Annotated in this window: 19 protein-coding genes, 1 tRNA gene and 1 riboswitch; of the genes, 8 read left to right on the top strand and 12 right to left on the bottom strand. The window is 63.3% G+C overall.

What is annotated here, in order from left to right; all coding sequences use genetic code 11:
• Position 1: 1 nt before the first annotated feature.
• From rplB to ACEN98_RS17290, 5 genes are all read right to left on the bottom strand, one after another.
• The gene (gene rplB / locus ACEN98_RS17310) at positions 2-829 is read right to left on the bottom strand and encodes a 50S ribosomal protein L2 (protein WP_105378895.1); all 828 of its coding nucleotides are present in this window, start codon (positions 827-829) and stop codon (positions 2-4) included.
• On the bottom strand, positions 829-1146 hold the full coding sequence (gene rplW, locus ACEN98_RS17305) for a 50S ribosomal protein L23 (protein WP_036240333.1): 318 nt from the start codon (positions 1144-1146) through the stop codon (positions 829-831). Before rplW ends, rplB begins: the two co-directional genes overlap by 1 nt.
• A complete protein-coding gene (rplD, locus tag ACEN98_RS17300; protein WP_056126492.1) occupies positions 1143-1763 on the bottom strand; it encodes a 50S ribosomal protein L4 in 621 nt (206 codons plus the stop codon). Before rplD ends, rplW begins: the two co-directional genes overlap by 4 nt.
• A gap of 3 nt (positions 1764-1766) precedes the next feature.
• Entirely contained in the window at positions 1767-2423 is a 657-nt protein-coding gene (gene rplC, locus ACEN98_RS17295; protein WP_036240330.1) for a 50S ribosomal protein L3, read from the bottom strand.
• A 288-nt stretch (positions 2424-2711) separates the two neighbouring features.
• Positions 2712-2788, bottom strand: a tRNA-Val gene (locus tag ACEN98_RS17290).
• A 342-nt stretch (positions 2789-3130) separates the two neighbouring features.
• Between ACEN98_RS17290 and ggpS the strand changes: the two genes are divergently transcribed.
• Both ggpS and ACEN98_RS17280 read left to right on the top strand, forming a co-directional pair.
• Positions 3131-5437, top strand: coding sequence for a glucosylglycerol-phosphate synthase (gene ggpS / locus ACEN98_RS17285; protein ID WP_413386106.1), 2307 nt, complete (start codon positions 3131-3133; stop codon positions 5435-5437).
• A 35-nt stretch (positions 5438-5472) separates the two neighbouring features.
• On the top strand, positions 5473-6513 hold the full coding sequence (locus ACEN98_RS17280; RefSeq protein ID WP_413386104.1) for a mechanosensitive ion channel family protein: 1041 nt from the start codon (positions 5473-5475) through the stop codon (positions 6511-6513).
• A gap of 134 nt (positions 6514-6647) precedes the next feature.
• On the opposite strand, the gene ACEN98_RS17275 is transcribed toward ACEN98_RS17280, so the two are convergent.
• Positions 6648-7973 carry an ISNCY family transposase gene (locus ACEN98_RS17275; RefSeq protein WP_413382907.1) on the bottom strand — a complete coding sequence of 442 codons (1326 nt, stop codon included), beginning with the start codon at positions 7971-7973 and terminating at the stop codon, positions 6648-6650.
• Positions 7974-8020: 47 nt separating this feature from the next.
• Positions 8021-9040, bottom strand: a complete 1020-nt coding sequence (locus tag ACEN98_RS17270) for a LacI family DNA-binding transcriptional regulator (RefSeq protein WP_413386102.1) — start codon at positions 9038-9040, stop codon at positions 8021-8023.
• A gap of 434 nt (positions 9041-9474) precedes the next feature.
• Here ACEN98_RS17270 and ACEN98_RS17265 point away from each other — a divergent pair, with 434 nt between their 5' ends.
• Both ACEN98_RS17265 and ACEN98_RS17260 read left to right on the top strand, forming a co-directional pair.
• The gene (locus tag ACEN98_RS17265; protein ID WP_413386100.1) at positions 9475-10827 is read left to right on the top strand and encodes a nucleobase:cation symporter-2 family protein; all 1353 of its coding nucleotides are present in this window, start codon (positions 9475-9477) and stop codon (positions 10825-10827) included.
• 77 nt (positions 10828-10904) lie between these two features.
• Positions 10905-12278, top strand: coding sequence for an 8-oxoguanine deaminase (locus ACEN98_RS17260; protein WP_413386098.1), 1374 nt, complete (start codon positions 10905-10907; stop codon positions 12276-12278).
• Positions 12279-12395: 117 nt separating this feature from the next.
• Here ACEN98_RS17260 and rpsJ read toward each other — a convergent pair whose 3' ends face one another.
• From rpsJ to rpsL, 5 genes are all read right to left on the bottom strand, one after another.
• Positions 12396-12713 (bottom strand): 30S ribosomal protein S10, encoded by a 318-nt coding sequence (rpsJ, locus tag ACEN98_RS17255; protein WP_005663509.1) that lies wholly within the window; start codon positions 12711-12713, stop codon positions 12396-12398.
• A gap of 170 nt (positions 12714-12883) precedes the next feature.
• Positions 12884-14074 (bottom strand): elongation factor Tu, encoded by a 1191-nt coding sequence (gene tuf, locus ACEN98_RS17250; protein ID WP_160406738.1) that lies wholly within the window; start codon positions 14072-14074, stop codon positions 12884-12886.
• A 143-nt stretch (positions 14075-14217) separates the two neighbouring features.
• Entirely contained in the window at positions 14218-16323 is a 2106-nt protein-coding gene (gene fusA, locus ACEN98_RS17245; RefSeq protein ID WP_413386096.1) for an elongation factor G, read from the bottom strand.
• Positions 16324-16458: 135 nt separating this feature from the next.
• Positions 16459-16929: a 30S ribosomal protein S7 gene (gene rpsG / locus ACEN98_RS17240; protein ID WP_036240559.1), complete on the bottom strand. Its 471-nt coding sequence runs from the start codon at positions 16927-16929 to the stop codon at positions 16459-16461.
• 127 nt (positions 16930-17056) lie between these two features.
• On the bottom strand, positions 17057-17440 hold the full coding sequence (gene rpsL / locus ACEN98_RS17235; RefSeq protein WP_036240557.1) for a 30S ribosomal protein S12: 384 nt from the start codon (positions 17438-17440) through the stop codon (positions 17057-17059).
• 377 nt (positions 17441-17817) lie between these two features.
• Between rpsL and ACEN98_RS17230 the strand changes: the two genes are divergently transcribed.
• The 4 genes from ACEN98_RS17230 (at position 17818) to ACEN98_RS17215 (ending at position 22791) form a co-directional block, all read left to right on the top strand.
• On the top strand, positions 17818-19548 hold the full coding sequence (locus tag ACEN98_RS17230; protein WP_413386094.1) for a phosphoethanolamine transferase: 1731 nt from the start codon (positions 17818-17820) through the stop codon (positions 19546-19548).
• 400 nt (positions 19549-19948) lie between these two features.
• Positions 19949-20058: riboswitch (guanidine-I (ykkC/yxkD leader) on the top strand.
• A 54-nt stretch (positions 20059-20112) separates the two neighbouring features.
• Positions 20113-21114: an ABC transporter substrate-binding protein gene (locus tag ACEN98_RS17225; protein ID WP_413386092.1), complete on the top strand. Its 1002-nt coding sequence runs from the start codon at positions 20113-20115 to the stop codon at positions 21112-21114.
• Between the two features lie 3 nt (positions 21115-21117).
• Complete coding sequence (locus tag ACEN98_RS17220) at positions 21118-21954, top strand: ABC transporter permease (RefSeq protein ID WP_413386090.1); 837 nt, start codon at positions 21118-21120, stop codon at positions 21952-21954.
• A 3-nt stretch (positions 21955-21957) separates the two neighbouring features.
• Positions 21958-22791, top strand: a complete 834-nt coding sequence (locus ACEN98_RS17215; protein WP_413386088.1) for an ABC transporter ATP-binding protein — start codon at positions 21958-21960, stop codon at positions 22789-22791.
• Positions 22792-22793: the final 2 nt, after the last annotated feature.

The following is a 22793-nucleotide window of genomic DNA, read 5'->3' as shown; positions in this document are numbered from 1 at the left end:
CTTATTTCTTGCCGCGGCGCGAGACGATCATCGACGACGTGCGCTTGTTCGAACGCGTCTTCTTGCCCTTCGTCTGCTGGCCCCATGGCGACACCGGGTGACGACCCGCAGCCGTACGACCTTCACCACCACCGTGCGGGTGGTCGATCGGGTTCATCACGACACCGCGAACGGTCGGGCGGACACCGCGCCAACGCATTGCACCGGCTTTACCGATCTTGCGCAGGTTGTGCTCGCCGTTGCCGACTTCGCCCACCGTTGCGCGGCACTCGATGTGCACGCGGCGCACTTCACCCGAGCGCAGGCGAACCTGGGCGTAGGTGCCTTCGCGAGCCATCAGCACGACGCCGGCGCCTGCGGTACGGGCCATCTGGGCACCCTTACCCGGCAGCATTTCGACGCAGTGCATGGTGGTACCGACCGGGATATTGCGGATCGGCAGGCAGTTACCCGACTTGATCGGCGCTTCCGAGCCGTTCATGACGGTATCGCCCACGGCCATGCCCTTGGTGGCGATGATGTACGCGCGGAAACCGTCGGCGTAGCACACCAGAGCGATGTGCGCGCTGCGGTTCGGGTCGTATTCAATGCGCTCGACCTTGGCCGGGATACCGTCCTTGTTGCGCTTGAAGTCGACCACGCGGTAGTGGTGCTTGTGACCACCGCCGATGTGGCGGGTGGTGATGTGACCGTTGTTGTTACGGCCAGCGGTCTTCGATTTCTTCTCAACCAGGGCTGCGAACGGACGACCCTTGTACAGGTCGGGGTTCACAACCTTCACCATGCCGCGGCGGCCTGGGGAGGTTGGCTTCATCTTAACGAGTGCCATTATTTAGCCTCCTCGACAAAATTGATTTCCTGGCCCGGTTTCAGGGCCACGAAAGCGCGCTTGGTGTGGTTGCGGCGACCGGTGAAACGGCCCGAACGCTTCTGCTTGCCTTCGCGGTTCACGGTCTGCACCGATTCCACTTCGACTTTGAACAGCAGCTCGACGGCGGCTTTGATTTCCGGCTTGGTCGCGTCCGGCAGGACCTTGAACACGATCTGTTCGTTCTTTTCCGCGACGAAGGTCGCCTTTTCGGAAATGACCGGAGCCAGCAGCACCTTCATCAGGCGCTCTTCGCTGAATTTGATTGCGGCGCTCATGCGTACATCTCCTCGATCTTGGCCAGAGCAGCTTTGGTGACCAGGACTTTCTTGTAGAACACCAGCGACATCGGGTCGGCGTGCTTCGGCTCGACAACCAGCACGTTCGGCAGGTTGCGCGATGCCAGCAGCAGGTTTTCATCGATGGTGTCGGTGATCACCAGGACCGAGTCCAGACCCATGCCCTGCAGCTTTTGCGACAGCAGCTTGGTCTTCGGTGCTTCGACGGTCAGGTTCTCGATGACGCTCAGGCGGTCTTCGCGGGCCAGCTGCGAGAAGATCGAGCAGATACCTGCGCGATGCATCTTCTTGTTGACCTTGTGCGAGAAGTTCTCGTCCGGCGAGTTCGGGAAGATACGACCACCACCGCGCCACAGCGGCGACGACGACATACCGGCACGAGCACGGCCCGTACCTTTTTGACGCCACGGCTTCTTGGTCGTGTGGGAGACTTCTTCACGATCCTTCTGCTTGCGGTTGCCCGAGCGCGCGTTGGCGGCGTAGGCGACCACGATCTGGTGGATCAGGGCTTCGTTGTAATCACGGCCGAACACGGTGTCGGCGGCGTTGACTGCGGCGCCAGCTTGACCTTGCTCATTCAGGAGCTTGAGTTCCATCGCTTATGCTCCTTTCTTGGCTTTGACCTTGACTGCCGGCTTGACGATCACTTGACCGTTCTTGGCGCCAGGAACGGCACCCTTAACCAGCAGCAGTTGACGCTCGGCGTCGATACGGGCGATTTCCAGGTTCTGGGTCGTGACAGTGACGTCACCCATGTGACCGGTCATGCGCTTACCCGGGAACACGCGGCCCGGATCCTGTGCCATACCGATGGAACCCGGCACGTTGTGCGAACGCGAGTTACCGTGGGTGGCGCGGCCCGACGAGAAGTTGTAACGCTTGATGGTACCGGCGTAGCCCTTACCGATCGAGGTGCCTTGCACGTCGATCTTCTGGCCCACTTCGAACAGCGAGACGTTGACTGCGTCGCCAGCTTTGAAACCAGCGGCTTGAGCGGCTTCGACGCGGAATTCCTTCAGCATCGTGCCAGCTTCGACGCCAGCTTTGGCGTAGTGACCGGCAGCGGCCTTGTTCACGCGGGAAGCGCGACGTTGACCGAAGACGACCTGAACTGCGGCATAACCATCAGTTTCAGGAGTTTTGATTTGCGCAACACGGTTGTTCGACACGTCCAGCACGGTAACGGGGATCGAATCACCGTCATCCGTGAAGATGCGCATCATGCCAACCTTGCGACCGAGAAGGCCCAGGCTCATTTTTTCTCCATTCCCACCTGCGATTGGGCGGGGCTAGTTGACTATCGGAAGTTTTAAAAAAACTTCCTCTTAAACGCATGGGCCAAAAAAAGATAGGCCCACACCGAAGCCGGCTAGTATAGCGCGCGCAACGGATGGACGCAACAGGAAAATGCGAAGCTGACGCGGCCTGTTGCGCTTTACGCTAGAGTCGTGGAGATCAGAGAATCCGTTCAAGCTGAACGGCACAGAAAAGACACCTTGGCATCTTTTCTCTACAGGCTCGAGGCCTGCGATATGGAGGAATTCTGGTGGGCGGTGCAGGATTCGAACCTGCGACCCCTTGGATGTCGACCAAGTATTCTAACCAGCTGAACTAACCGCCCGGGGAGCCGCATTATACGAGGATGTTTTAGCAAAGCGCAATACCCAATCCAAAAAACTCGTCATTCCGTGATTCGGTGCAATCATCTCACAGGTTGTCGATGTTATTTTGCAATGTTATCCTTGACGGGTTCCACCGGGGACGTGCGCCGTCTCACACCATAAATACTACCCTCACGCTGGCGCCCCGTTTCAAGCTCACCGTCCCCGTCGCGTGGATGCCAAGCCGCATCCGCTTTCCTGCGCGCGCACCCGGCCACCGGCCGCGGCCCTGCACGCCTCACTCCCTGCCACGTCCGCGCTCGAGCGGGCCGCGTGGCGGACATCGCTCGACAAGGATGACCATGACCGCATTGCCTTTCCGTTCCCGTACCCCTTACCTCGATCCGCGCAAGCTCGTGCTCGCCACCGACCTCGACGGCACCCTGCTCGCCGGCCCGCAGGAGGCGCGCCGGAGAGTGCGCGAGCTGTTCGGCGGCGGCCTGGAGGGCGCCACGCTCGTGTTCGTCACGGGCCGCGGACTGGAATCCGTGATGCCCCTGCTGGCCGATCCGACCATTCCCACGCCCGACTACATCATCGCCGACGTGGGCGCCACCATCGTGCACGGCAACCTGCGTCCCGTGGAACCGCTGCACCATGAGATCGCGGCGCGCTGGCCCGGCAGCCAGACCGTGCTGAAGGCGCTGGCTGGCTTTCCGCAACTGGAACGCCAGAGCGTGCCGCAGGAGCGGCGCTGCTCGTTCATCGCGCCCGAGGGTGCCGTCACGCCGGCGCTGCGCAGCGCCGTGGCGGCGCTCGGCTGCGAGCTGCTGTTCTCCGCCGGGCGCTACCTGGACGTGCTGCCGCGCGGCGTCGGCAAGGGTCCCGCGCTGCGCCGGCTGATCGATGCGGCCGGCTTCGACCCGGCCCACGTCGTCGTGGCGGGCGACACCCTGAACGACCTGTCGCTGTTCGAGACGGGCTTGCGCGGCGTGGTCGTGGGCGGCGCGGAGCCCGCGCTCGTCGCGCGCGTGCGCCGCATGCCCAGCGTGTTCATCGCGGAAAATGCCGGCTGCGGCGGCATCCTCGACGGCCTCGCCCACCACGGCCTGCGCGCCCATCACGCGGGCACGGCGGACGTCGCGCACCTGCCCGGCAAGGCGGAACTCGTGATGGTCTACCACCGGTTGCCGTTCGACGAGGCGGTCGAGGATGGCGTGGCCGTGCGGCGCCGCCCGAAAAGCCCGAACGGCATCATGCCGACCCTGCTGAGCCTGTTTTCGGGCGGTCGCACGGGGTCCTGGGTCGCGTGGTCGCAGCAGGACTCGCGCGATCCGGACGGTTTCGCAAGCCACGTCCCCGTCGATCCGGAGCAGTATCCGAACCTGCAGGCGGCGCGCATCGCGCTGACCGGGGAGGACGTGGACCTGTTCTATAAAAAGTTTTCGAAAGAGGCGTTCTGGCCGATCATCTTCTCGTTCCCGGACCGCGCCGAATTCCGCCAGGACCACTGGGAACGCTACCTCGACGTGAACCGCCTGTTCGCCGAGCAGGCCGCGCGCGAGGCGGCGGAAGGCGCCACGGTCTGGGTGCACGACTACAACCTGTGGATGGTGCCCGCGTTCCTGCGCCCGCTGCGCCCGGACCTGAAGATCGCGTTCTTCCACCACACCGCCTTCCCGTCCAGCGACGTCTTCAACATCCTGCCGTGGCGCCGCGACATCGTCGCCAGCCTGCTGCAATGCGACTACGTGGGCTTCCACATCCCCCGCTACGTCGAGAACTTCGTCGATGCGGCCCGCTCCTGTGCACCGGTCGAGGTCGTCGCCAGCGCCCCGTGCGCGCCCCGCTTCCTCACCTATGGCTGCGCGCTGGGCGTCGACACGACGACGACGGCGATCGAGGCCGGCGGCCGCCGCGTCGCGCTGGGCGCCCATCCGGTCGGCACGGACGTCGCGCTGATCGGGCGCCTGATGCAGACGCCGCAGGTCGCGGCGGATCGCGCCGAGATCGACGGCTACCTGGCCGGCCGCACCGGCATCGTCTCGATCGAGCGCCTGGACTACGTAAAAGGGTCGCTGGAAAAGCTGCAGGCGTTCGAGCGCCTGCTGGAACAGCATCCGGCGCTGGCAGGCAAGGTCACGCTGCTGAACATCATCACGCCCGCCGCGCCCGGCATGGAGATCTACGACACGCTGCGCGAAGAACTGGACCGCACGGTGGGCCGGATCAACGGGCGTTTCTCGACGCTGGACTGGGTGCCGGTACGCTATTTTTATCGCTCGCTGCCGTTCGAGGCCGTGCTGGCCCATTACGCGGCCTGCGACATCGCGTGGATCACGCCGCTGCGCGACGGCCTGAACCTCGTCGCGAAGGAATACATCGCGGCACGCCACGCGGTCGGCAAGCCGGGCGTATTGATCCTGTCGGAATTTGCCGGCGCCGCGGTCGAACTGCATGGCGCCCTGCTGACGAATCCCTACGACGCGCATTCGATGACGGACAGGCTGTACCGCGCCATTACAATGGGGCCCGACGAGGCCGCCTACCGCGCGGAACGCATGGCCGCCATCGTCGCCGACCATGACGTCGCGCGCTGGGGCGGGGAGTTCCTCGCCGCCGTCGCCGACGCGGCGGCCGGCACCGACGCATTGCCCGAAGCCGCCTGAGCAATCCCACCGCAACCACCGGAAAGGATGATCGGATGAATGTAGTATTTTTCGATAACACGACGCTGGCCTGGCTCACGGCCCTCGGCATCGCGGCCGGCGTCGCGCTGGCGCTGTACATCACGAAACGACTGGGCGTGCATCACATGCGCAAGCTGGCCGAGCGCACGGAGACGCGGCTGGACGACATCGTCGTCGAAGCGCTCGACGGCACGCGGCTGCTGGCCATCGTCATCATGGGCCTGTTCGCCGGCAGCAAGTTTCTTATCTTGCCGCCCGAAGTGCATTCGTTCGCGACACGGGCCGCCATCGTCACGGGCCTGATTCAGGCCGCCGTCTGGGGACATCGCGCCCTACGGGCCTGGCTGACGGATTACTACCAGAACCGCGCCGGCGACCCGGCCCGCGCCACGTCGGCGGCGGCCGTCGGCTTCATCGCGCAGACCGTGCTGTGGACCGTGCTGCTGTTGATGGTGCTGGACAATCTCGGCGTCAACATCACGACCCTCGTCGCCTCGCTGGGGATCGGCGGTATCGCGGTGGCACTGGCCGTCCAGAACATCTTGGGCGACCTGTTCGCGTCGCTGTCCATCGTGCTCGACAAGCCCTTCGTCGTCGGCGACTTCATCATCGTCGACAAATACCTGGGCACCGTGGAATACGTGGGTTTGAAGACGACCCGGCTGCGCAGCCTGGGCGGCGAGCAGCTGGTGTTCTCGAACGCGGACCTGCTCAAGAGCCGGCTGCAGAACATGACGCGCATGAGCCGGCGCCGCGTCGTATTCACGGTCGCCGTCGCGTACGACACGCCCACGGACAAGCTGCGCCAGATCCCGCCGCTGCTGACGGAACTCGTCAAGGCGCAGGAAGGGGTGACGTTCGACCGCGCCCACTTCGCCGGCATGGTGGCACCATCGCTGAACTTCGACGTCGTGTACTGGGTGGAGTCGGCAGATTACGTTCGCTACATGGATATCCAGCAGGAGATCTATCTGCAGCTGATGGACCGTTTCGCCGCGCTGGAGATCGAGTTCGCATTTCCGACGCAGCGGCTACATCTGCACGACGCGCGGTAGGGTGGGCGGCCCCCGCCCACGCGTAACGCCAACAAACCGCCTACGTCACGCGTGGGCACGGGGTGCCCACCCTGTAAAGGCAAAGTTAAAATGTCCGCTTTCAGCAAAGTAGAAATGTCCGCTTTTTGGGGCGTTCAAATGCGCTTTTGAGCGGACATTTTCTTTGCTGCCGTCACACCCTGTGCGATGACGGTAGCAGGTTGGTCATGGCGGTAGTTACGATTGCGCGCCTTCTTGTCGAGGGTGTGATGAATAGTTTTGCTATCGACATAAGTCACGTTGGCCCGGTCAGGCTGCTCGATAGCGGTGTATGCGAGTACGTGACTGTCTGCCCGAATCTCAACTCGGCCATCGGCATACGTATGGATATTGATGGACTGCCCGATCAGCTGACGTAACGCTGGCTTGTCTTCGAGGCGATAGAGCCGCTTGCCATGCTGCAGGGTGAGTTTGGCAGTGAGCTTACGGTGGTCGCACAGTGACAGAATCAGCGCCAGATCCTCGTCGGGACGCAGTGGCGCATGGACGTCGAGCGAGCTGCGCGGAACCCGGGAGAAGGTCGCGTTGTAACGTTGAATGAAGTCGCCACTCCAGACGTTGGCGGCTTCGATGTCACTGATGCCGTCCAATCGCAGGGCCTTGACCAGCCGGTCTTGCAAAGTACGGTTGAGACGTTCCACGCGGCCTTTGGCTTGCGGGGAATTCGCACAGATCAGTTCGATGCCGAGTTCGTCGAGCGCACGCTGGAACTGGGTCTTCGTACGACTCGTTGCCGACGGCGAGCGGAACACCGCTGCTCGGTCAGCATAGAAGGCTTGCGGCTTGCCATGCTGTTCGATGTATCGCCGAGTGGCCGCGAAATAGCTGGCGGTCGTTTCAGTCTCCGCGAAGTGCAGATGCAGGATCTTTCCCGTCGCGTCGTCGACATAAACCAGCAAGGTACAAGCGTTGTCGCGCTTTTCAAACCAGTGATGACGGCTACCGTCTATCTGGACCAACTCGCCGACGCAAGGCCGTCGTTCCCGCGGCTGGTACAAGCGTGCACTTCGGGCCGCTTTCGGAATCCATAAGCCGGCCTCAATCATCAAGTTGCGTAAAGTTTCCTTCGATAGGCACAAGTCGTGCCGCTCCCGCAACTGCTCGCACGCCAGCGTCGGCCCAAAATCGGCATAGCGCTCGCGCACCAGCTGCAATGCCTTTTGCGCCAACTCGGGCGCAAGCCGATTATTGCTCGGCTTGCCCCTGTGCCTGGAGATCATTCCACGTTCGCCGTCTTCGTCAAATCGCTTTTGCAGCCGTCGAACCTGCCGCGTCGTGATTCCCAACCGCTTCGCTGCAATGACCGCCGTGATCTCACCTTTGGCACAAGCCGCGATGATATCGGCGCGCTCCAACTCTTCCATCGTAATGCTCCCGACTTTGCCCACACTCGACTCCAAACCGTTCGGAATCGACAGCATGAACTATCTAGCAAAAGCGGACATTTCTACTTTGCTAGAAGCGGACATTACAACTTTGCTCTTACACACCCTACGGGCGCCGTGGAGGCCCGCACGACGAGCGTGCTGGCCAGCGCCGTGTTGCGCAGCGGCGCGTACTGGCCGCGGATGCGATCGATCAGCAGCTCGATCGCAAGCTGCGCCATGGCGCGCTTGGGCGGCGCCACCGTCGTCAGCGGCGGCAGCGTATAGCCCGCGCCGGCAATATCGTCATAGCCCACCACGGACAATTGCGCCGGCACGCGCACCCCGGACGCACCGGCGGCGCACAGGCCGCCCAGCGCCATCAGGTCGCTCGTGACGAATACGGCCGTTGGCCGGTGCTCCCGTCCCAGCAGGCGCGTAAATGCCGCGTGGCCGCCGGCGCTCGTGAATTCCTCGTGCACGATGCCGTCCGGCGTTACCGCCAGCCCCGCTTCCGCCATCGCGCGCAGGAAGCCGCCGACGCGTTCGCGCGTGCGCGGCAGGTCGGCCGGGCCGGATACGCAGGCGATGTCCCGGTGCCCCAGCTCGATCAGGTGGCGCGTCGCCTCGTACCCGCCGTCTTCCTGGCCGGCCTGGACCAGGTCGGCATCGAGCCCCGGCAGCGCCCGCTCCAGCTGGACGATCGGGACCGCTTCATGGCCCAGCAACAGATCCTGTTCGTCGTCGGCACCGCTGGCGACGAGGACCAGGCCGTCGATGCGCTTTTCCATCAGCAGCCGCAGATAGGCGGCCTGCTTCCGTGCGCCGCCGTGCGCGTTGCAGAGGATGATGTTGTAGCCGAGCTCGAACGCGGCGTCCTCGATCCAGCGGATCAGTTCGGCGAAGTATGGATTGGACGAGTTCGGCACGAGCACGCCGATGGTGTGGGTCTTGTCGTTCTTGAGGCTGCGGGCGACGGCACTGGGGATGTAGCGCATCTCGTCGATGATGCCGAGCACGCGCTGGCGCACGTCGTTGCTGACGACGCGCGTGTTGTTGATCACGTGCGAGACCGTGGAGATCGACACTCCGGCACGCTCCGCTACCTGTTTCATGGTCGCCATCGCTTCCTCCTGAGGCGCGATTATTACCGATGTGTTTCAGTAATTACAACTCCCGGCCATTCATTCTTCAAGATCAGGTCGCTATCGGGCTTATCAAGAGAGCCACGACCGGCCAGCCGATCTGATATTTCCACGCAAAACGGTTTTGAAAAATTGTATACAGAGGACGCCAAAATTCCCTGCTTTCCCTCTGCGAGACAGCAGATTCTCGTACAAATTATTCGATAGAAACTGTATACAAATTCGTTGACACTGCCGGCAGGCAGGGGCATCATGATTTGAAAACAAGCCGCCGCAGAGTGGCCCAAGCATTGTGGAGACAGCGCAATCGGTTGCATCCGGATCCCGGATTGCCTGCCGTGGTCGACCGTCTCCACCGTCCGGAAATCATCGAACCACCCGACGCAGTTCAGGACACATCGACGGAGACATACATGAACAATCTGCTGTACAAGGTCGACGACCGCCCTCCCCTCATCACCACGACCCTGCTCGCCGCCCAGCACATGCTGGCCGCCCTCGGCGGCATCATCGCCGTGCCGCTCGTCGTCGGCGCCATCCTCAAATTGCCCGCGGACCAGATCGTCGCGCTCGTCAACGCGGCGCTGCTGGGCTCGGGCATCGTCACGATCATCCAGTGCAAGGGCATCGGCCCCGTCGGCATCCGGCTGCCGTGCGTGATGGGCACCAGCTTCGCCTTCGTCGGCGCGGCCATCAGCATCGGTTTCGAGCATGGCGTGGCGGGCATCCTCGGCTCGTCGCTCGCCGGCTCCGTCGTCATGATCGTCGGCAGTTTCTTCATGCCGCAGATCCGCAAACTGTTCCCGCACCAGGTGACGGCCGTCGTCGTGACGATGATCGGCCTGTCGCTCGTCCCCGTCGCCGTCGACTGGGCGGCCGGCGGCAAGGCGCCGGGTGCGGACTACGGCGCGCCCGCGAACCTGGGCATCGCGCTGTTCGTGCTGGCCATCGTCGTCGCGCTCGTCCAGTTCGGCAAGGGCATCATCTCCGCGTCCGCCATCGTGATCGGCATCGCGATCGGCTACGCCGTCTGCCTGGGCCTGGGCCTCGTCGACTTCTCGAGCGTGCAGAAGGCCGCCGTGTTCGCGCTGCCGCAGCCGCTGCACTTCGGCATGAGCTTCCCGCCGAGCGGCATCCTCGCGATGGCCCTCGCCTACGTCGTGACGATGGTCGAAACGACCGGCACCTTCATGGCGCTGGGCGCCGCGACGGAAACCAGGATGCGCGGCACCTTGCTCAAGCGCGGCGTGTTGTGCGACGGCGTCGGTTCCGCGTTCGCCTCGACGCTGGGCGCGCCGCCGATGTCGACGTTCGCGCAGAACGTGGGCGTCATCTCGCTGACCGGTGTCGCGAGCCGCCACGTCGTCGCCCTCACCGGCGTGATGCTGGCGCTGGCGGGCCTGTTCCCGGTGCTGGGCGCCGTCGTCGTCACCATCCCGCAGCCCGTGCTGGGCGGCGCGGGCCTCATGATGTTCGCGATGATTCTTACCGCCGGCGTGCAGATGCTGGGCCAGGTCGAGCACGACAAACGCACGGGCCTCATCATCGCGGTCTCCATCGGCTGCGGCCTCGCCGTCAGCGTGCGTCCGGAACTGCTGGCCAAGCTGCCGTCATTCGTGAACGAAATCTTCGGCTCGGGCATCAGCACGGGCGCCATCATGGCCGTCCTGCTGAACCTGGTGCTGCCGAACCGTCCCGTGGAAGTCCATGACGACGAAGAAGACGTCCCCCAGCCGCTGCTGGTCAAAGACCTGGAGGCGGTCTGACGGGGATACTCCCGACATTGTTTCCGCAGTGCCCGCGCATTGTTTCCGCAGTGTTGAAATCCAAAAAAGTGGAACTTATGAGCAAAACTCTCCTGATCAAGAATGCGCGCGTCCTCGTCACGATGGACGCGCAACGCCGCGAAATCGAAGACGGTGCCGTCTTCATCCGCGACAACGTGATCGTCAGCGTGGGCACGACGGACGCACTCCCCCAGGACGCCGACGAGGTGATCGACGCGGCCGGCCACGTCGTCATCCCCGGGCTCGTCAACACGCACCATCACATGTACCAGAGTCTCACGCGCGTCATCCCGGCCGCGCAGGACGGCGAACTCTTCAACTGGCTGACGAACCTGTACCCCGTGTGGGCGAACCTGACGGGCGAGATGGTCCACGTGTCGGCGCTCACCGCGATGGCGGAACTGATCCTGTCGGGCTGCACGACGAGCAGCGACCACCTGTACATCTACCCGAACGATTGCCGCCTCGACGACAGCATCGAAGCGGCGCACACCATCGGCATGCGCTTCCACGCGGCGCGCGGCGCGATGAGCGTGGGCCGCTCGAAAGGCGGCCTGCCGCCGGACAGCGTCGTGGAAGACGAAGCGGCGATCCTGAAGGACACGCAGCGCCTCATCGAGACGTACCACGACGCTTCGCGCCATGCGATGCAGCGGATCGTCGTCGCGCCCTGCTCGCCGTTCTCCGTGTCGCGCGACCTGATGAAGGAAGCGGCGCTGCTGGCGCGCAGCCACGGCGTGTCGCTGCACACGCACCTCGCGGAAAACGTCAACGACATTGCCTACAGCCGCGAGAAATTCAACATGACGCCGGCCGAATACGCGGAAGACTGCGGGTGGGTCGGCCACGACGTGTGGCACGCGCACTGCGTGCAGCTGGACGACGCGGGCATTCATTTGTTCGCACGGACCGGCACCGGCGTCGCGCACTGCCCGTGCTCGAACATGCGCCTCGCGTCCGGCATCGCGCCTGTGCGCAAGATGGTCGACGCCGGCGTGCCCGTGGGCCTCGGGGTGGACGGCAGCGCGTCGAACGACGGCGCGCACATGCTGGGCGAGGTACGCCAGGCGATGCTGCTGCAGCGCGTGGGCTTCGGCCCGGATGCGATGACGGCGCGCCAGGCGCTGGAACTCGCCACGCTGGGCGGCGCGAAAGTGCTCGATCGCGACGACATCGGCAGCATCGCGCCGGGCATGTCGGCGGACGTCGTCATGTTCAAGCTGGATGGCGTGGGCTTCGCGGGGGCGCTGCACGATCCCGTCGCGGCACTCGTGTTCTGCACGCCGGCCAACGTGAATTACAGCGTCATCAACGGCAAGGTCGTCGTGAAGGATGGGGTGTTGCGGACCGTCGATCTGCCGGTGGTGCTGGAGCGGCACAACCGGCTGGCGCAGGAACTGGCGCTGAAAGGTGAAGTGCGGAAAATTTAAACGCCGTCGTTCCCGCGCGGGCGGGAACGACGGCAAAAGCAAACGGCCCATCTACCGCGAAGTAGATGGGCCGTTTTGCATGCGCCGGCGGCAAGGCCGCCAGGGCGCTTGAAACGATTACTGCAGCTTGATTTCGACGTCAACGCCAGCCGGCAGGTCCAGCTTCATCAGCGCGTCGACGGTCTTGTCGGTCGGGTCCACGATGTCCATCAGACGCTGGTGCGTACGGATTTCGAACTGGTCGCGCGAGGTCTTGTTCACGTGCGGGGAACGCAGCACGTCGAAGCGCTGGATGCGGGTCGGCAGCGGAACCGGGCCCTTGACGACTGCGCCGGTGCGCTTGGCGGTGTCGACGATTTCCAGGGCGGACTGGTCGATCAGCTTGTAGTCGAACGCTTTCAGGCGGATACGGATTTTCTGATTCGGAGCGGACATGCTATTTCCTTAAAAAAGAACGAACCGGCACACGGGCCGGCAATCATGTGTCAGGTACTGCGGATACTGCGGAGGGGACGGCAGTATAACACCGATTCACCCCTTACTGCACAAACAGAAGGGACAGAACTTCCGCTCTGCCCCTCTGTCTCGTTGCTACGATATCGCTATTAGGCGATGATCTTGGCAACCACGCCGGCGCCGACGGTACGGCCGCCTTCGCGGATTGCGAAGCGCAGACCTTCTTCCATCGCGATCGGAGCGATCAGCTTGACGGTGATCGACACGTTGTCGCCCGGCATGACCATCTCTTTGTCGGCCGGCAGAACGATCGAGCCGGTCACGTCAGTCGTACGGAAGTAGAACTGCGGACGGTAGTTGTTGAAGAACGGGGTGTGACGGCCGCCTTCGTCCTTCGACAGGACGTACACTTCGCCCGTGAAGTCGGTGTGCGGCTTGATCGAACCCGGCTTGGCCAGAACCTGGCCACGCTGGACGTCTTCACGCTTGGTACCGCGCAGCAGCAGGCCGACGTTGTCGCCAGCTTGACCCTGGTCCAGCAGCTTGCGGAACATTTCCACGCCGGTGCAGGTCGTCTTGACCGTATCGACGATACCGACGATTTCGATCTCTTCGCCGACCTTGATGATGCCGCGCTCGACACGACCGGTCACCACGGTACCGCGGCCCGAGATCGAGAACACGTCTTCCACCGGCATCAGGAAGGCGCCGTCAACAGCACGTTCCGGGGTCGGGATGTAGGTGTCCAGGGCTTCAGCCAGGCGGATGATGCAGTCTTCGCCCATTTCGCCCTGCTGGCCTTCCAGCGCCATACGAGCCGAACCCTTGATGATCGGCAGGTCGTCGCCCGGGAACTCGTACTTCGAGAGCAGCTCGCGCACTTCCATTTCGACCAGTTCCAGCAGTTCCGCGTCGTCGACCAGGTCGCACTTGTTCAGGAACACGATGATGTACGGAACACCCACCTGGCGAGCCAGCAGGATGTGTTCGCGGGTCTGCGGCATCGGGCCGTCAGCAGCGGAGCACACCAGGATCGCGCCGTCCATCTGCGCTGCGCCGGTGATCATGTTCTTGATGTAGTCGGCGTGGCCCGGGCAGTCGACGTGTGCGTAGTGGCGGTTGGCCGTTTCGTACTCGACGTGCGCGGTGTTGATGGTGATGCCGCGTGCTTTTTCTTCCGGAGCCGCGTCGATCTGGTCGTAGGCCTTGGCTTCACCGCCGAATTTCTTCGACAGAACGGTTGCGATTGCAGCCGTCAGGGTGGTTTTGCCGTGGTCAACGTGACCGATCGTGCCGACGTTCACGTGCGGCTTGGTCCGTTCGAATTTTTCCTTTGCCATTTTGATCTTCCTTTAAAAGACAATATTTTATTTATTTGTGGGACAGAGCAGGGTTTACGCCTTCTGCTCTGTCCCCAACTATTTGTAACGCTTTGTGGGACAGAGCAGGGTTTACCGCCTTCTGCTCTGTCCCCAACTGACTATTACTTGGCCTTAGCCGTCACGATGGCGTCCATCACATGCTTCGGTGCTTCAGCATAGTGCTTGAATTCCATCGTGTAGGTCGCACGACCCTGGGTTGCCGAACGCAGCACGGTCGAGTAACCGAACATTTCCGACAGCGGGACTTCGGCCTTGATGATCTTGCCGCCGCCGCCCGGGATTTCGTCCATGCCCTGCACCATACCGCGGCGGGACGACAGGTCGCCCATCACGGTACCGGCGTAGTCTTCCGGCGTCTCGACTTCCACGGCCATCATCGGCTCGAGGATGACCGGGCTGGCTTTACGGCAGCCGTCCTTGAATGCCATCGAACCGGCCATGCGGAACGCGTTTTCGTTCGAGTCCACGTCGTGGTACGAACCGAACACCAGCGTGACCTTGACGTCCACGACCGGGTAGCCAGCCATGACACCGCTCGACAGCGTCTCGCGCACACCCTTTTCGACTGCCGGGATGTATTCGCGCGGAACCACACCGCCCTTGATGGCGTCGACGAACTCGAAGCCCTTGCCCGGCTCTTGCGGTTCGATGTTCAGGACGGCGTGACCGTACTGACCACGACCACCCGACTGCTTGACGAACTTGCCTTCGACGTCGGTGACGGCCTTGCGGATCGTTTCACGGTATGCAACCTGCGGCTTGCCGACGGTCGCTTCCACGCCGAATTCACGCTTCATGCGGTCGACGATAATTTCCAGGTGCAGCTCGCCCATACCACCGATGATGGTCTGGCCCGATTCTTCGTCGGTACGCACGCGGAACGACGGGTCTTCCTGAGCCAGACGGTTCAGTGCCAGACCCATTTTTTCCTGGTCGGCCTTGGTCTTCGGCTCGACGGCCTGCTGGATCACCGGCTCCGGGAACACCATCTTTTCCAGGATGATCGGGGCGGCCGGGTCGCACAGCGTTTCACCGGTGGTCGCTTCTTTCAGGCCCACGGCTGCGGCGATGTCGCCCGCACGAACTTCCTTGATCTCTTCGCGCTGGTTCGCGTGCATCTGCAGAATACGGCCGACGCGTTCTTTCTTGCCCTTGATCGGGTTGTAGACGGTATCGCCCGAGTTGATGACGCCCGAATACACGCGGAAGAAGATCAGCTGGCCGACGAACGGGTCGGTCATGATCTTGAATGCCAGCGCAGCGAATTTCTCGCTGTCGTCGGCCTTGCGGGTCACCGGCTGGTCGTCTTCGTCGGTACCTGCGACCGGCGGGATGTCGACCGGCGACGGCAGGTATTCGATGACGGCGTCCAGCATCGCCTGCACGCCCTTGTTCTTGAACGCGGTGCCGCACATCATCGGGACGATTTCGCCGTTGATGGTACGCGTGCGCAGTGCCTTCTTGATCTCTTCTTCGGACAGTTCGCCCTCTTCGAGATACTTGTTCATCAGGTCTTCGGTCGCTTCGGCGGCCGTTTCGACCAGCTTCTCGCGCCATTCGTTAGCCTGGTCGACCAGCTCGGCCGGCACGTCGCGGTAGTCGAACTTCATGCCCTGCGAAGCGTCGTCCCAGTAGATCGCCTTCATCTTGACCAGGTCGACCACGCCCTTGAAGTTGTCTTCGGCGCCGATGGGGATCTGCAGCGGGATCGGGTTGGCCTTCAGGCGGGCGCGCATCTGCTCGTACACCTTGAAGAAGTTCGCACCGGTACGGTCCATCTTGTTGACGAAGGCCAGACGCGGGACTTTGTACTTGTTAGCCTGACGCCACACGGTTTCCGACTGCGGCTGCACGCCGCCGACTGCACAGTAGACCATGCAGGCGCCGTCCAGGACGCGCATCGAACGCTCCACCTCGATGGTGAAGTCGACGTGGCCCGGGGTATCGATGATGTTGAAGCGGTGCGGCTCGAAGTTGTTGGCCATACCCTTCCAGAAGCAGGTCGTCGCTGCCGAGGTAATGGTGATGCCGCGCTCTTGCTCCTGCTCCATCCAGTCCATGGTTGCTGCACCGTCGTGCACTTCACCGATCTTGTGGTTGACACCGGTGTAGAACAGGATGCGCTCGGTGGTCGTCGTCTTACCGGCGTCGATGTGAGCGGAGATACCGATGTTACGGTAGCGCTCAATAGGGGTAGTGCGTGCCATAAATTTTCCTAACTTTTGAATGGACAAAACCGAGCAGCATTCTGGTGATCAAAATGAGCTCGGCCTGAACAACGGATACTGCATGGCCGCACCACCCCGGAGGCGTTCTGCCCCCGAAGCGATTGGGCCATCTGCTTAGAAGCGGAAGTGCGAGAACGCCTTGTTCGCTTCAGCCATACGGTGAACTTCATCACGACGCTTCATCGCGCCGCCGCGGCCTTCTGCTGCTTCCATCAGCTCGCCACCCAGGCGATGCGGCATGGATTTTTCGCTACGCTTGTTTGCGGCTTCGCGCAACCAACGCATAGACAGGGCCATACGGCGGACCGGACGCACTTCAACCGGCACCTGGTAGTTGGCGCCACCGACGCGGCGGGATTTCACCTCGACCATCGGCTTGCAGTTGTTGATCGCGGTTGCGAACACTTCCAGCGGGTCCTTGCCCGATTTGGACTGGATGTAGTCGAATGCACCGTAGATGATGTTCTCAGCGACCGATTTCTTACCGGACAGCATCAGAACGTTGACGAACTTGGCGACATCGGTGTTGCCGAATTTCGGATCCGGCAGAATCTCGCGCTTGGGTACTTCACGACGACGTGGCATTTCAATTCCTTTTTGTCTTCAGTTGAGCGCTTATCGCACTCGCGAAAGGCCATCAAAGCCCTTCACTTACTCGGCCTTCCGGCCGCCTCAACTAACTCAATATTAATTTACCCAGATTGCAAGAAGATTACTTCTTGGCAGCCTTGGCACGCTTGGCACCGTACTTCGAACGGGCCTGCTTACGGTCTTTCACGCCCTGGGTATCCAGCGCACCGCGGACCATGTGGTAACGCACACCCGGCAAGTCTTTCACACGACCGCCGCGGATCAGCACGACCGAGTGTTCCTGCAGGTTGTGGCCTTCACCGCCGATGTACGAAATGACTTCGAAACCGTTGGTCAGGCGAACTTTGGCGACTTTACGCAGTGCCGAGTTCGGCTTCTTCGGGGTCGTCGTGTAGACACGGGTGCAGACACCACGCTTTTGCGGGCAGTTTTCCAGTGCCGGCGACTTGCTCTTCACAACCGCGGCTTCACGCGGCTTGCGAATCAGTTGATTGATGGTTGGCATCGTTCAAAAATCCAACAAAATGACTACTAGTTAATGACCCGGGGTTCTTGCTTCCGGGGGCTGAAACCTTGTCCCGCTACTTTCCGTACAGGCGACGAAAGCCACTCACCAGCGGGAGCGGCTGTTATGCGTAAACCATGCGCAGAATAATTCGAGAACTCGCGAGTATAGACCTGAAGCGGGACCGGGTCAACAAACTTGCTGACCGGGCACCGCGACAGCGGCGGAAGATTGTGTAATTGCTCAGTAGATGTCGTGATAACGACACAGCCAGTGTACGCCGGATTTCATCCGTTGTGCAGAGGGAATGGCGTTACCCCTGGCAAAAATCGGATAATAGCGGACTTCGCCTCCGCGCTGCCGCACACGTCCGTTCGATGTCATTCCTGCTACGCCCGCGCAACCTGTACGTCGCGCTCACTTATCTGCTCCTGTCCTGCGTGCCGTACGTGGCGCCGCTGTTCGGCCAGCCGCTGTCGCACCCCGGCCAGGTGGCCGGCATCGAACTGCTGGCCTGGCTGGGCGTGTGGGGCGTGTTCAAGCGCCCGGCGTACTTCCACTGGCTGCTGCTGCCCGCGTTCGTCGCGCTGCCCGTCGAGCTTTATTTATATGCGTTCTACGGCCAGGGCATTTCCACGCACCACCTCGGCATCATCGCGGAGACGAGCCCGGCCGAGGCCATGGAATTCCTCGGCAGCAAAGTCTGGCTGCTGGCCGGCGTCTTCGTCGGCGTGCTCGCGTGGTTCGTCACGAGCTGGATCGCCGCCTGGCGCACGCGCGACCTCGACTGGGCCGACGTGTCGCGCCCCGTCGTGGTGGGCGTACTGGCGGTCGTGGCCGTCGTGTTCGCCTACGGCCTGAAGTACGGCGTCGCGCCGCTGCCGCCGCTGGCGCACTGGATGAAGCTGCCGTTCGACCTGGACACGTTCGCCCACTCCTGGCCGTTCGGCCTGGCCGCGCGCGGCGTCGATTTCTACAAGGAGCGGGTCTATCTCGCCAACCTGAACCGGCGCAGCGCCAACTTCCGCTTCCACGCGCACCTGGCCGAGCCGAACGACGACCCGCAGGTGATCGTGATGGTGATCGGCGAATCGTCGCGCTACGACCGCTGGAGCCTGAACGGCTACGACCGCGAAACGAACCCGCTGCTGTCCAAGGAAGACAACCTGGTGCCGCTGCGCGACGTGATCACGTCCGTGTCGGCCACGCGCCTGAGCGTCCCCGTCATCATCTCGCGCAAGCCGGCCACGCAAAGCCTCAAGGACGGGTTCTCGGAAAAATCGTTCCTGACCGCGTTCAAGGAAGCGGGCTATAAAACGTTCTGGCTATCGAACCAGATCTCGTTCGGCAAATTCGACACGCCCGTGTCCGTGTTCGCGAAGGAAGCGGACGTCGTCGACTTCCTGAACCTGGGCGGCTTCACGGACAATTCCAATTACGACGAAATCCTGTTCGGACCGCTGAAGCATGCCGTCGCGGATCCGGCGCCGAAGAAACTGATCGTGCTGCACACGCTGGGCAGCCACTGGAACTACAGCCACCGCTACCCGAAGCAGTTCGATCAATGGCTGCCGTCGCTGTACGGCATCGACAAGCCCGTCTACACGGACATCCGCATCAAGGACAAGCTGAACAACAGCTACGACAGCTCGATCCTGTACACGGACTGGTTCCTCGACCACGTCATCGGCACGCTGAAGGAAGCCGACAAGCCGGCCGCCATGCTGTACGTGGCCGACCACGGCCAGACGCTGTACGACAACAGCTGCCGCCTCGCCTTCCATGGCCACAACACGCAATACGAATTCCACGTCCCCGCGTTCGCCTGGTATTCGGATACGTACGCGGAGCGCTTCCCGGACAAGGTCACGCAACTGCGCCGCCACCGCAAGGCGAAGCTGGCGACGGAAAACATGTTCCACACCCTGCTCGACCTGGGCGACGTGCGCTACCCGGACGAGCGCCTGGAGTGGAGCTTCGTCAACGCCGCCTTCAAGCAGCACAAGCGCTACGTCGACAGCTACGGCTGGACCGACTACGACAATGCCACCATCAAGGGCGACTGCCACGAAGTCATCGCCAAGGGCAAGCCATTGCCGCGCGACTGATGCGCCATCTCAAACCGGGGTCAGAGCCCTTTTTTGGGAAATTTCCAAAAATCGGGCTCTGACCCCGGTGGTGCCGGCCGCGAGGCCAGCAGGTACAGGAACGCCCAGGCGAGCCGGGCGAGACGGCGACACAAGGTGCTGGCAAAGGTGGGCATCGGTGCTCCGCGGCGTGATCGTGATCCATCCCATGCAAGGTCGATGCCCGCCCGCGTCTACCGCCGTGGCGCACGGCCTGCGCGAAATACGCACCAGATCGGCGCATGGACGCACCACTGCGGCGCGCCGCGAACGTGCGCCCGCGGCCCTCACACAGGCAAAGCCCGGCCGGACCCGGCTGGCACCGTTCTTGCAAATTGAACCTGCAACGAGAGGTGGGCCGATGTCGGCATCGCGCACATCTCGACAAGGTGGCTAGGGTTCCGACCGCGCGAGCGGTGCTGGTCCGAGAGCTGCCGGTTCCCCGCCGCGCCGCGGCAAGGAGCTACACGGAGGGATAAAAGCCCGGGAGGACGATTGCGCCGCAATCGCTTGCCTCTCGTTTTTATCCACTTCGGGAGCTCCATCATGCGTTTCTTCCAGCACCACCGCATCCTTCGCAGTTCCATCGCAACGGTCTTCGCCCTGTGCGCGGCGCTGTCGGCCGCCGGGCCCGCGCACGCCGAGGTCAAGGTCGGCCTGTCCGACTGGCCGGGCTGGGTGGCCTGGTACGTCGCGGACCAGAAGGGGTTCTTCAAGCGGCACGGCGCCAACGTCAAGCTGGTCTGGTTCGGTAATTACACGGATTCCGTCGCCGCGCTGTCGGCGGGCCAGCTCGATGCCAATGCGCAGACGTGGTCGGACACCATGACGCCGCTGGCGAAGAAGGTCGACGTGAAGGCCGTGCTGGTCAACGACAACTCGGCCGGCAACGACGCGCTGATGGTCGGCCCGAAGATCAAGTCGTTCGCGGACCTGAAGGGCCGCACGGTGGCGCTCGAGCAGTTCAGCATTTCGCATTTCGTGCTGGCCACGGCGCTGGCCCGCAACGGCATGAGCATGAATGACGTCAAGGTCGTCAACCTGTCCGCCGGCGATGCGGCCGCCGCGTTCGTGGCGGGACGCGTGGACGCCGCCGTCGTGTGGAACCCGTGGGTCAACAAGATCCAGGCGAGCGGCAAGGGCCACGCGCTGTTCACGTCGCGCGACATGCCGGGCCTCGTCCCCGACCTGCTCGTCGCCCACGGCAAGGCCCTGCGCGACAAGACCAAGCGCCAGGACCTCGTCGGCATGATCCAGGCGTGGTTCGACACGCAGGCCTTCATCCACGACCATCCGGACGAAGCGGTGCAGATCATGGCGAAAGTCGTCGGCATCAAGCCGGCCGAGTACAAGGTCTTCCTGCCGGGCACGCGCTTCTTCGACCGCGCCGACAACCAGGCCGCGCTCGATGCCGGCAAACCGCAGTCGCTCGTCGCGGCCGGTCCCGAGATCCACAAATTCCTCAGCACGAACAAGCTGGTCGCCGGCCCGGTCGACTACGCCGCCGGCATCGATGCCTCGCTGCTGGCCGACGCCCTCAAGAAGTAAGCCATGCGCGACGACCTGTCCCCTCCCGATCGCGCGGTCACGCGCAACCGCCGCTCCCCCTGGGACGTGCGCGGCGACCTGCGCCGCCGCAGCGCGCTCGCGCTGGCCGTCGCCGGCTTCGTGCTGCCGCTCGCCGTGTGGATCCTCGTCTCGCTGAACGGCTGGGCCGATCCCGTGTTCCTGCCGCCGCCGTGGCAGGTGCTGGCCCAGCTGGGCGAGTGGTACCGCGACGGCGACCTGCTGGGCGACGTCATCGTCAGCATCGGCCGCGTGCTGGGCGGCTTCTGCGTCGCGGCCCTCGTCGCCGTGCCGCTCGGCGTGCTGGTCGGGACGTATGCGCCGGTGCGCGCGTTCCTCGAGCCGCTGACGGAATTCACCCGCTACCTGCCGGCCGTCGCGTTCATCCCCCTGATCATGCTGTGGGTCGGCATCGAGGAAAGCGCGAAGGTCGCCGTGATCTGGGTCGGCGTGTTCTTCCAGATGCTGCTGCTCGTCGCCGCCGACGTGGCGCGCGTGCCGGACGCGCCGATCGAAGCGGCGCGCACGATGGGCGCGACCAACGAGGAGATCATCAAGTACGTGCTGATCCCGGCCGCCCGTCCCGCGATCCTGACGACGCTGCGCGGCGCGATGTGCCTGGCGTGGACGTACCTCGTCGTGGCCGAACTGGTGGCCGCGAACTCGGGCCTGGGCTACGCGATCCTGAAGGCGCAGCGCTTCCTGCAGACCGACAAGATCTTCGCCGGCATCCTGCTGATCGGCCTCGTGGGCCTGCTCACGGACCAGGCGTTCCGCTGGCTGCACAAGCGCTGCTTTCCCTGGCATCACCTGCGAGGCTGAACCATGACACCCAAGATAACCGTACGCGGCCTGTACAAACACTATGGCCGCGGCGCCCGGCGCACGCTCGCGCTGCAGCACGTGGACCTGGACATCGCCGCCGGCGAATTCGTGACCCTCGTCGGCGCGTCCGGCTGCGGCAAGTCGACGCTGCTGCGCACGATCTGCGGCCTGGAGGAATACGGACAAGGCAGCATCGTCTGCAACGGCCGCGACGTCGACGGCCCGGGCGCCGACCGCGCCATGGTCTTCCAGAGCTACAGCCTGTATCCGTGGCTGACGGTGAAGGACAACATCCGCTTCTGCCGCCGCCTCGGGCACCACGCCGCCGCCACGTCGAGCGACGTCGAAATCGCATCCGGCCGCGCCGACGCCCTCATCGGCCTGATGGGCCTCGCCCACGTGGCGCATGCGTATCCGGCCGAACTCTCGGGCGGCATGCAGCAGCGCGTGGCGATCGCGCGGGCGCTGATGGCGCGGCCGGACGTGCTGCTGATGGACGAGCCGTTCGGCGCGCTCGACGCGCAGACGCGCGAGGTGATGCACGACCTGATCCGCCATGTCCACCACCTGGAAAAGACCACCATCGTGTTCGTCACGCACGACGTCGAGGAAGCGATCTACCTGGGCGAGCGCGTCGTCGTGATGGCGCCGCGGCCGGGCCGCATCGATTCGATCGTCGACGTGCCGTTCGGCGCCAGGCGCCACCAGGACCTGAAGCTCGCGCCCGAATTCTCGGCATTGAAGCGCCGGATCCTGAACCGCATCCGCGAGACGTCCGGCGTCAAGACCGACCTGGAACAGCTCGAAAAACTCACCCGCACAGCACAAGACTAACG

This window comes from Massilia sp. CT11-137 (assembly GCF_047302885.1).
In the GTDB taxonomy this organism is placed as follows: Bacteria; Pseudomonadota; Gammaproteobacteria; order Burkholderiales; family Burkholderiaceae_D; genus Telluria; species Telluria orientalis.
This window is presented reverse-complemented; position numbering and strand designations above follow the sequence as displayed.

Bases quoted from the DNA above. Each gene is read 5' to 3' on its own strand.
- rplB (WP_105378895.1), bottom strand. From the start codon at position 829: ATGGCACTCGTTAAGATGAAGCCAACCTCCCCAGGCCGCCGCGGCATG.
- rplW (WP_036240333.1), bottom strand. From the start codon at position 1,146: ATGAGCGCCGCAATCAAATTCAGCGAAGAGCGCCTGATGAAGGTGCTG.
- rplD (WP_056126492.1), bottom strand. From the start codon at position 1,763: ATGGAACTCAAGCTCCTGAATGAGCAAGGTCAAGCTGGCGCCGCAGTC.
- rplC (WP_036240330.1), bottom strand. From the start codon at position 2,423: ATGAGCCTGGGCCTTCTCGGTCGCAAGGTTGGCATGATGCGCATCTTC.
- ggpS (WP_413386106.1), top strand. From the start codon at position 3,131: ATGACCGCATTGCCTTTCCGTTCCCGTACCCCTTACCTCGATCCGCGC.
- ACEN98_RS17280 (WP_413386104.1), top strand. From the start codon at position 5,473: ATGAATGTAGTATTTTTCGATAACACGACGCTGGCCTGGCTCACGGCC.
- ACEN98_RS17275 (WP_413382907.1), bottom strand. From the start codon at position 7,973: ATGCTGTCGATTCCGAACGGTTTGGAGTCGAGTGTGGGCAAAGTCGGG.
- ACEN98_RS17270 (WP_413386102.1), bottom strand. From the start codon at position 9,040: ATGGCGACCATGAAACAGGTAGCGGAGCGTGCCGGAGTGTCGATCTCC.
- ACEN98_RS17265 (WP_413386100.1), top strand. From the start codon at position 9,475: ATGAACAATCTGCTGTACAAGGTCGACGACCGCCCTCCCCTCATCACC.
- ACEN98_RS17260 (WP_413386098.1), top strand. From the start codon at position 10,905: ATGAGCAAAACTCTCCTGATCAAGAATGCGCGCGTCCTCGTCACGATG.
- rpsJ (WP_005663509.1), bottom strand. From the start codon at position 12,713: ATGTCCGCTCCGAATCAGAAAATCCGTATCCGCCTGAAAGCGTTCGAC.
- tuf (WP_160406738.1), bottom strand. From the start codon at position 14,074: ATGGCAAAGGAAAAATTCGAACGGACCAAGCCGCACGTGAACGTCGGC.
- fusA (WP_413386096.1), bottom strand. From the start codon at position 16,323: ATGGCACGCACTACCCCTATTGAGCGCTACCGTAACATCGGTATCTCC.
- rpsG (WP_036240559.1), bottom strand. From the start codon at position 16,929: ATGCCACGTCGTCGTGAAGTACCCAAGCGCGAGATTCTGCCGGATCCG.
- rpsL (WP_036240557.1), bottom strand. From the start codon at position 17,440: ATGCCAACCATCAATCAACTGATTCGCAAGCCGCGTGAAGCCGCGGTT.
- ACEN98_RS17230 (WP_413386094.1), top strand. From the start codon at position 17,818: ATGTCATTCCTGCTACGCCCGCGCAACCTGTACGTCGCGCTCACTTAT.
- ACEN98_RS17225 (WP_413386092.1), top strand. From the start codon at position 20,113: ATGCGTTTCTTCCAGCACCACCGCATCCTTCGCAGTTCCATCGCAACG.
- ACEN98_RS17220 (WP_413386090.1), top strand. From the start codon at position 21,118: ATGCGCGACGACCTGTCCCCTCCCGATCGCGCGGTCACGCGCAACCGC.
- ACEN98_RS17215 (WP_413386088.1), top strand. From the start codon at position 21,958: ATGACACCCAAGATAACCGTACGCGGCCTGTACAAACACTATGGCCGC.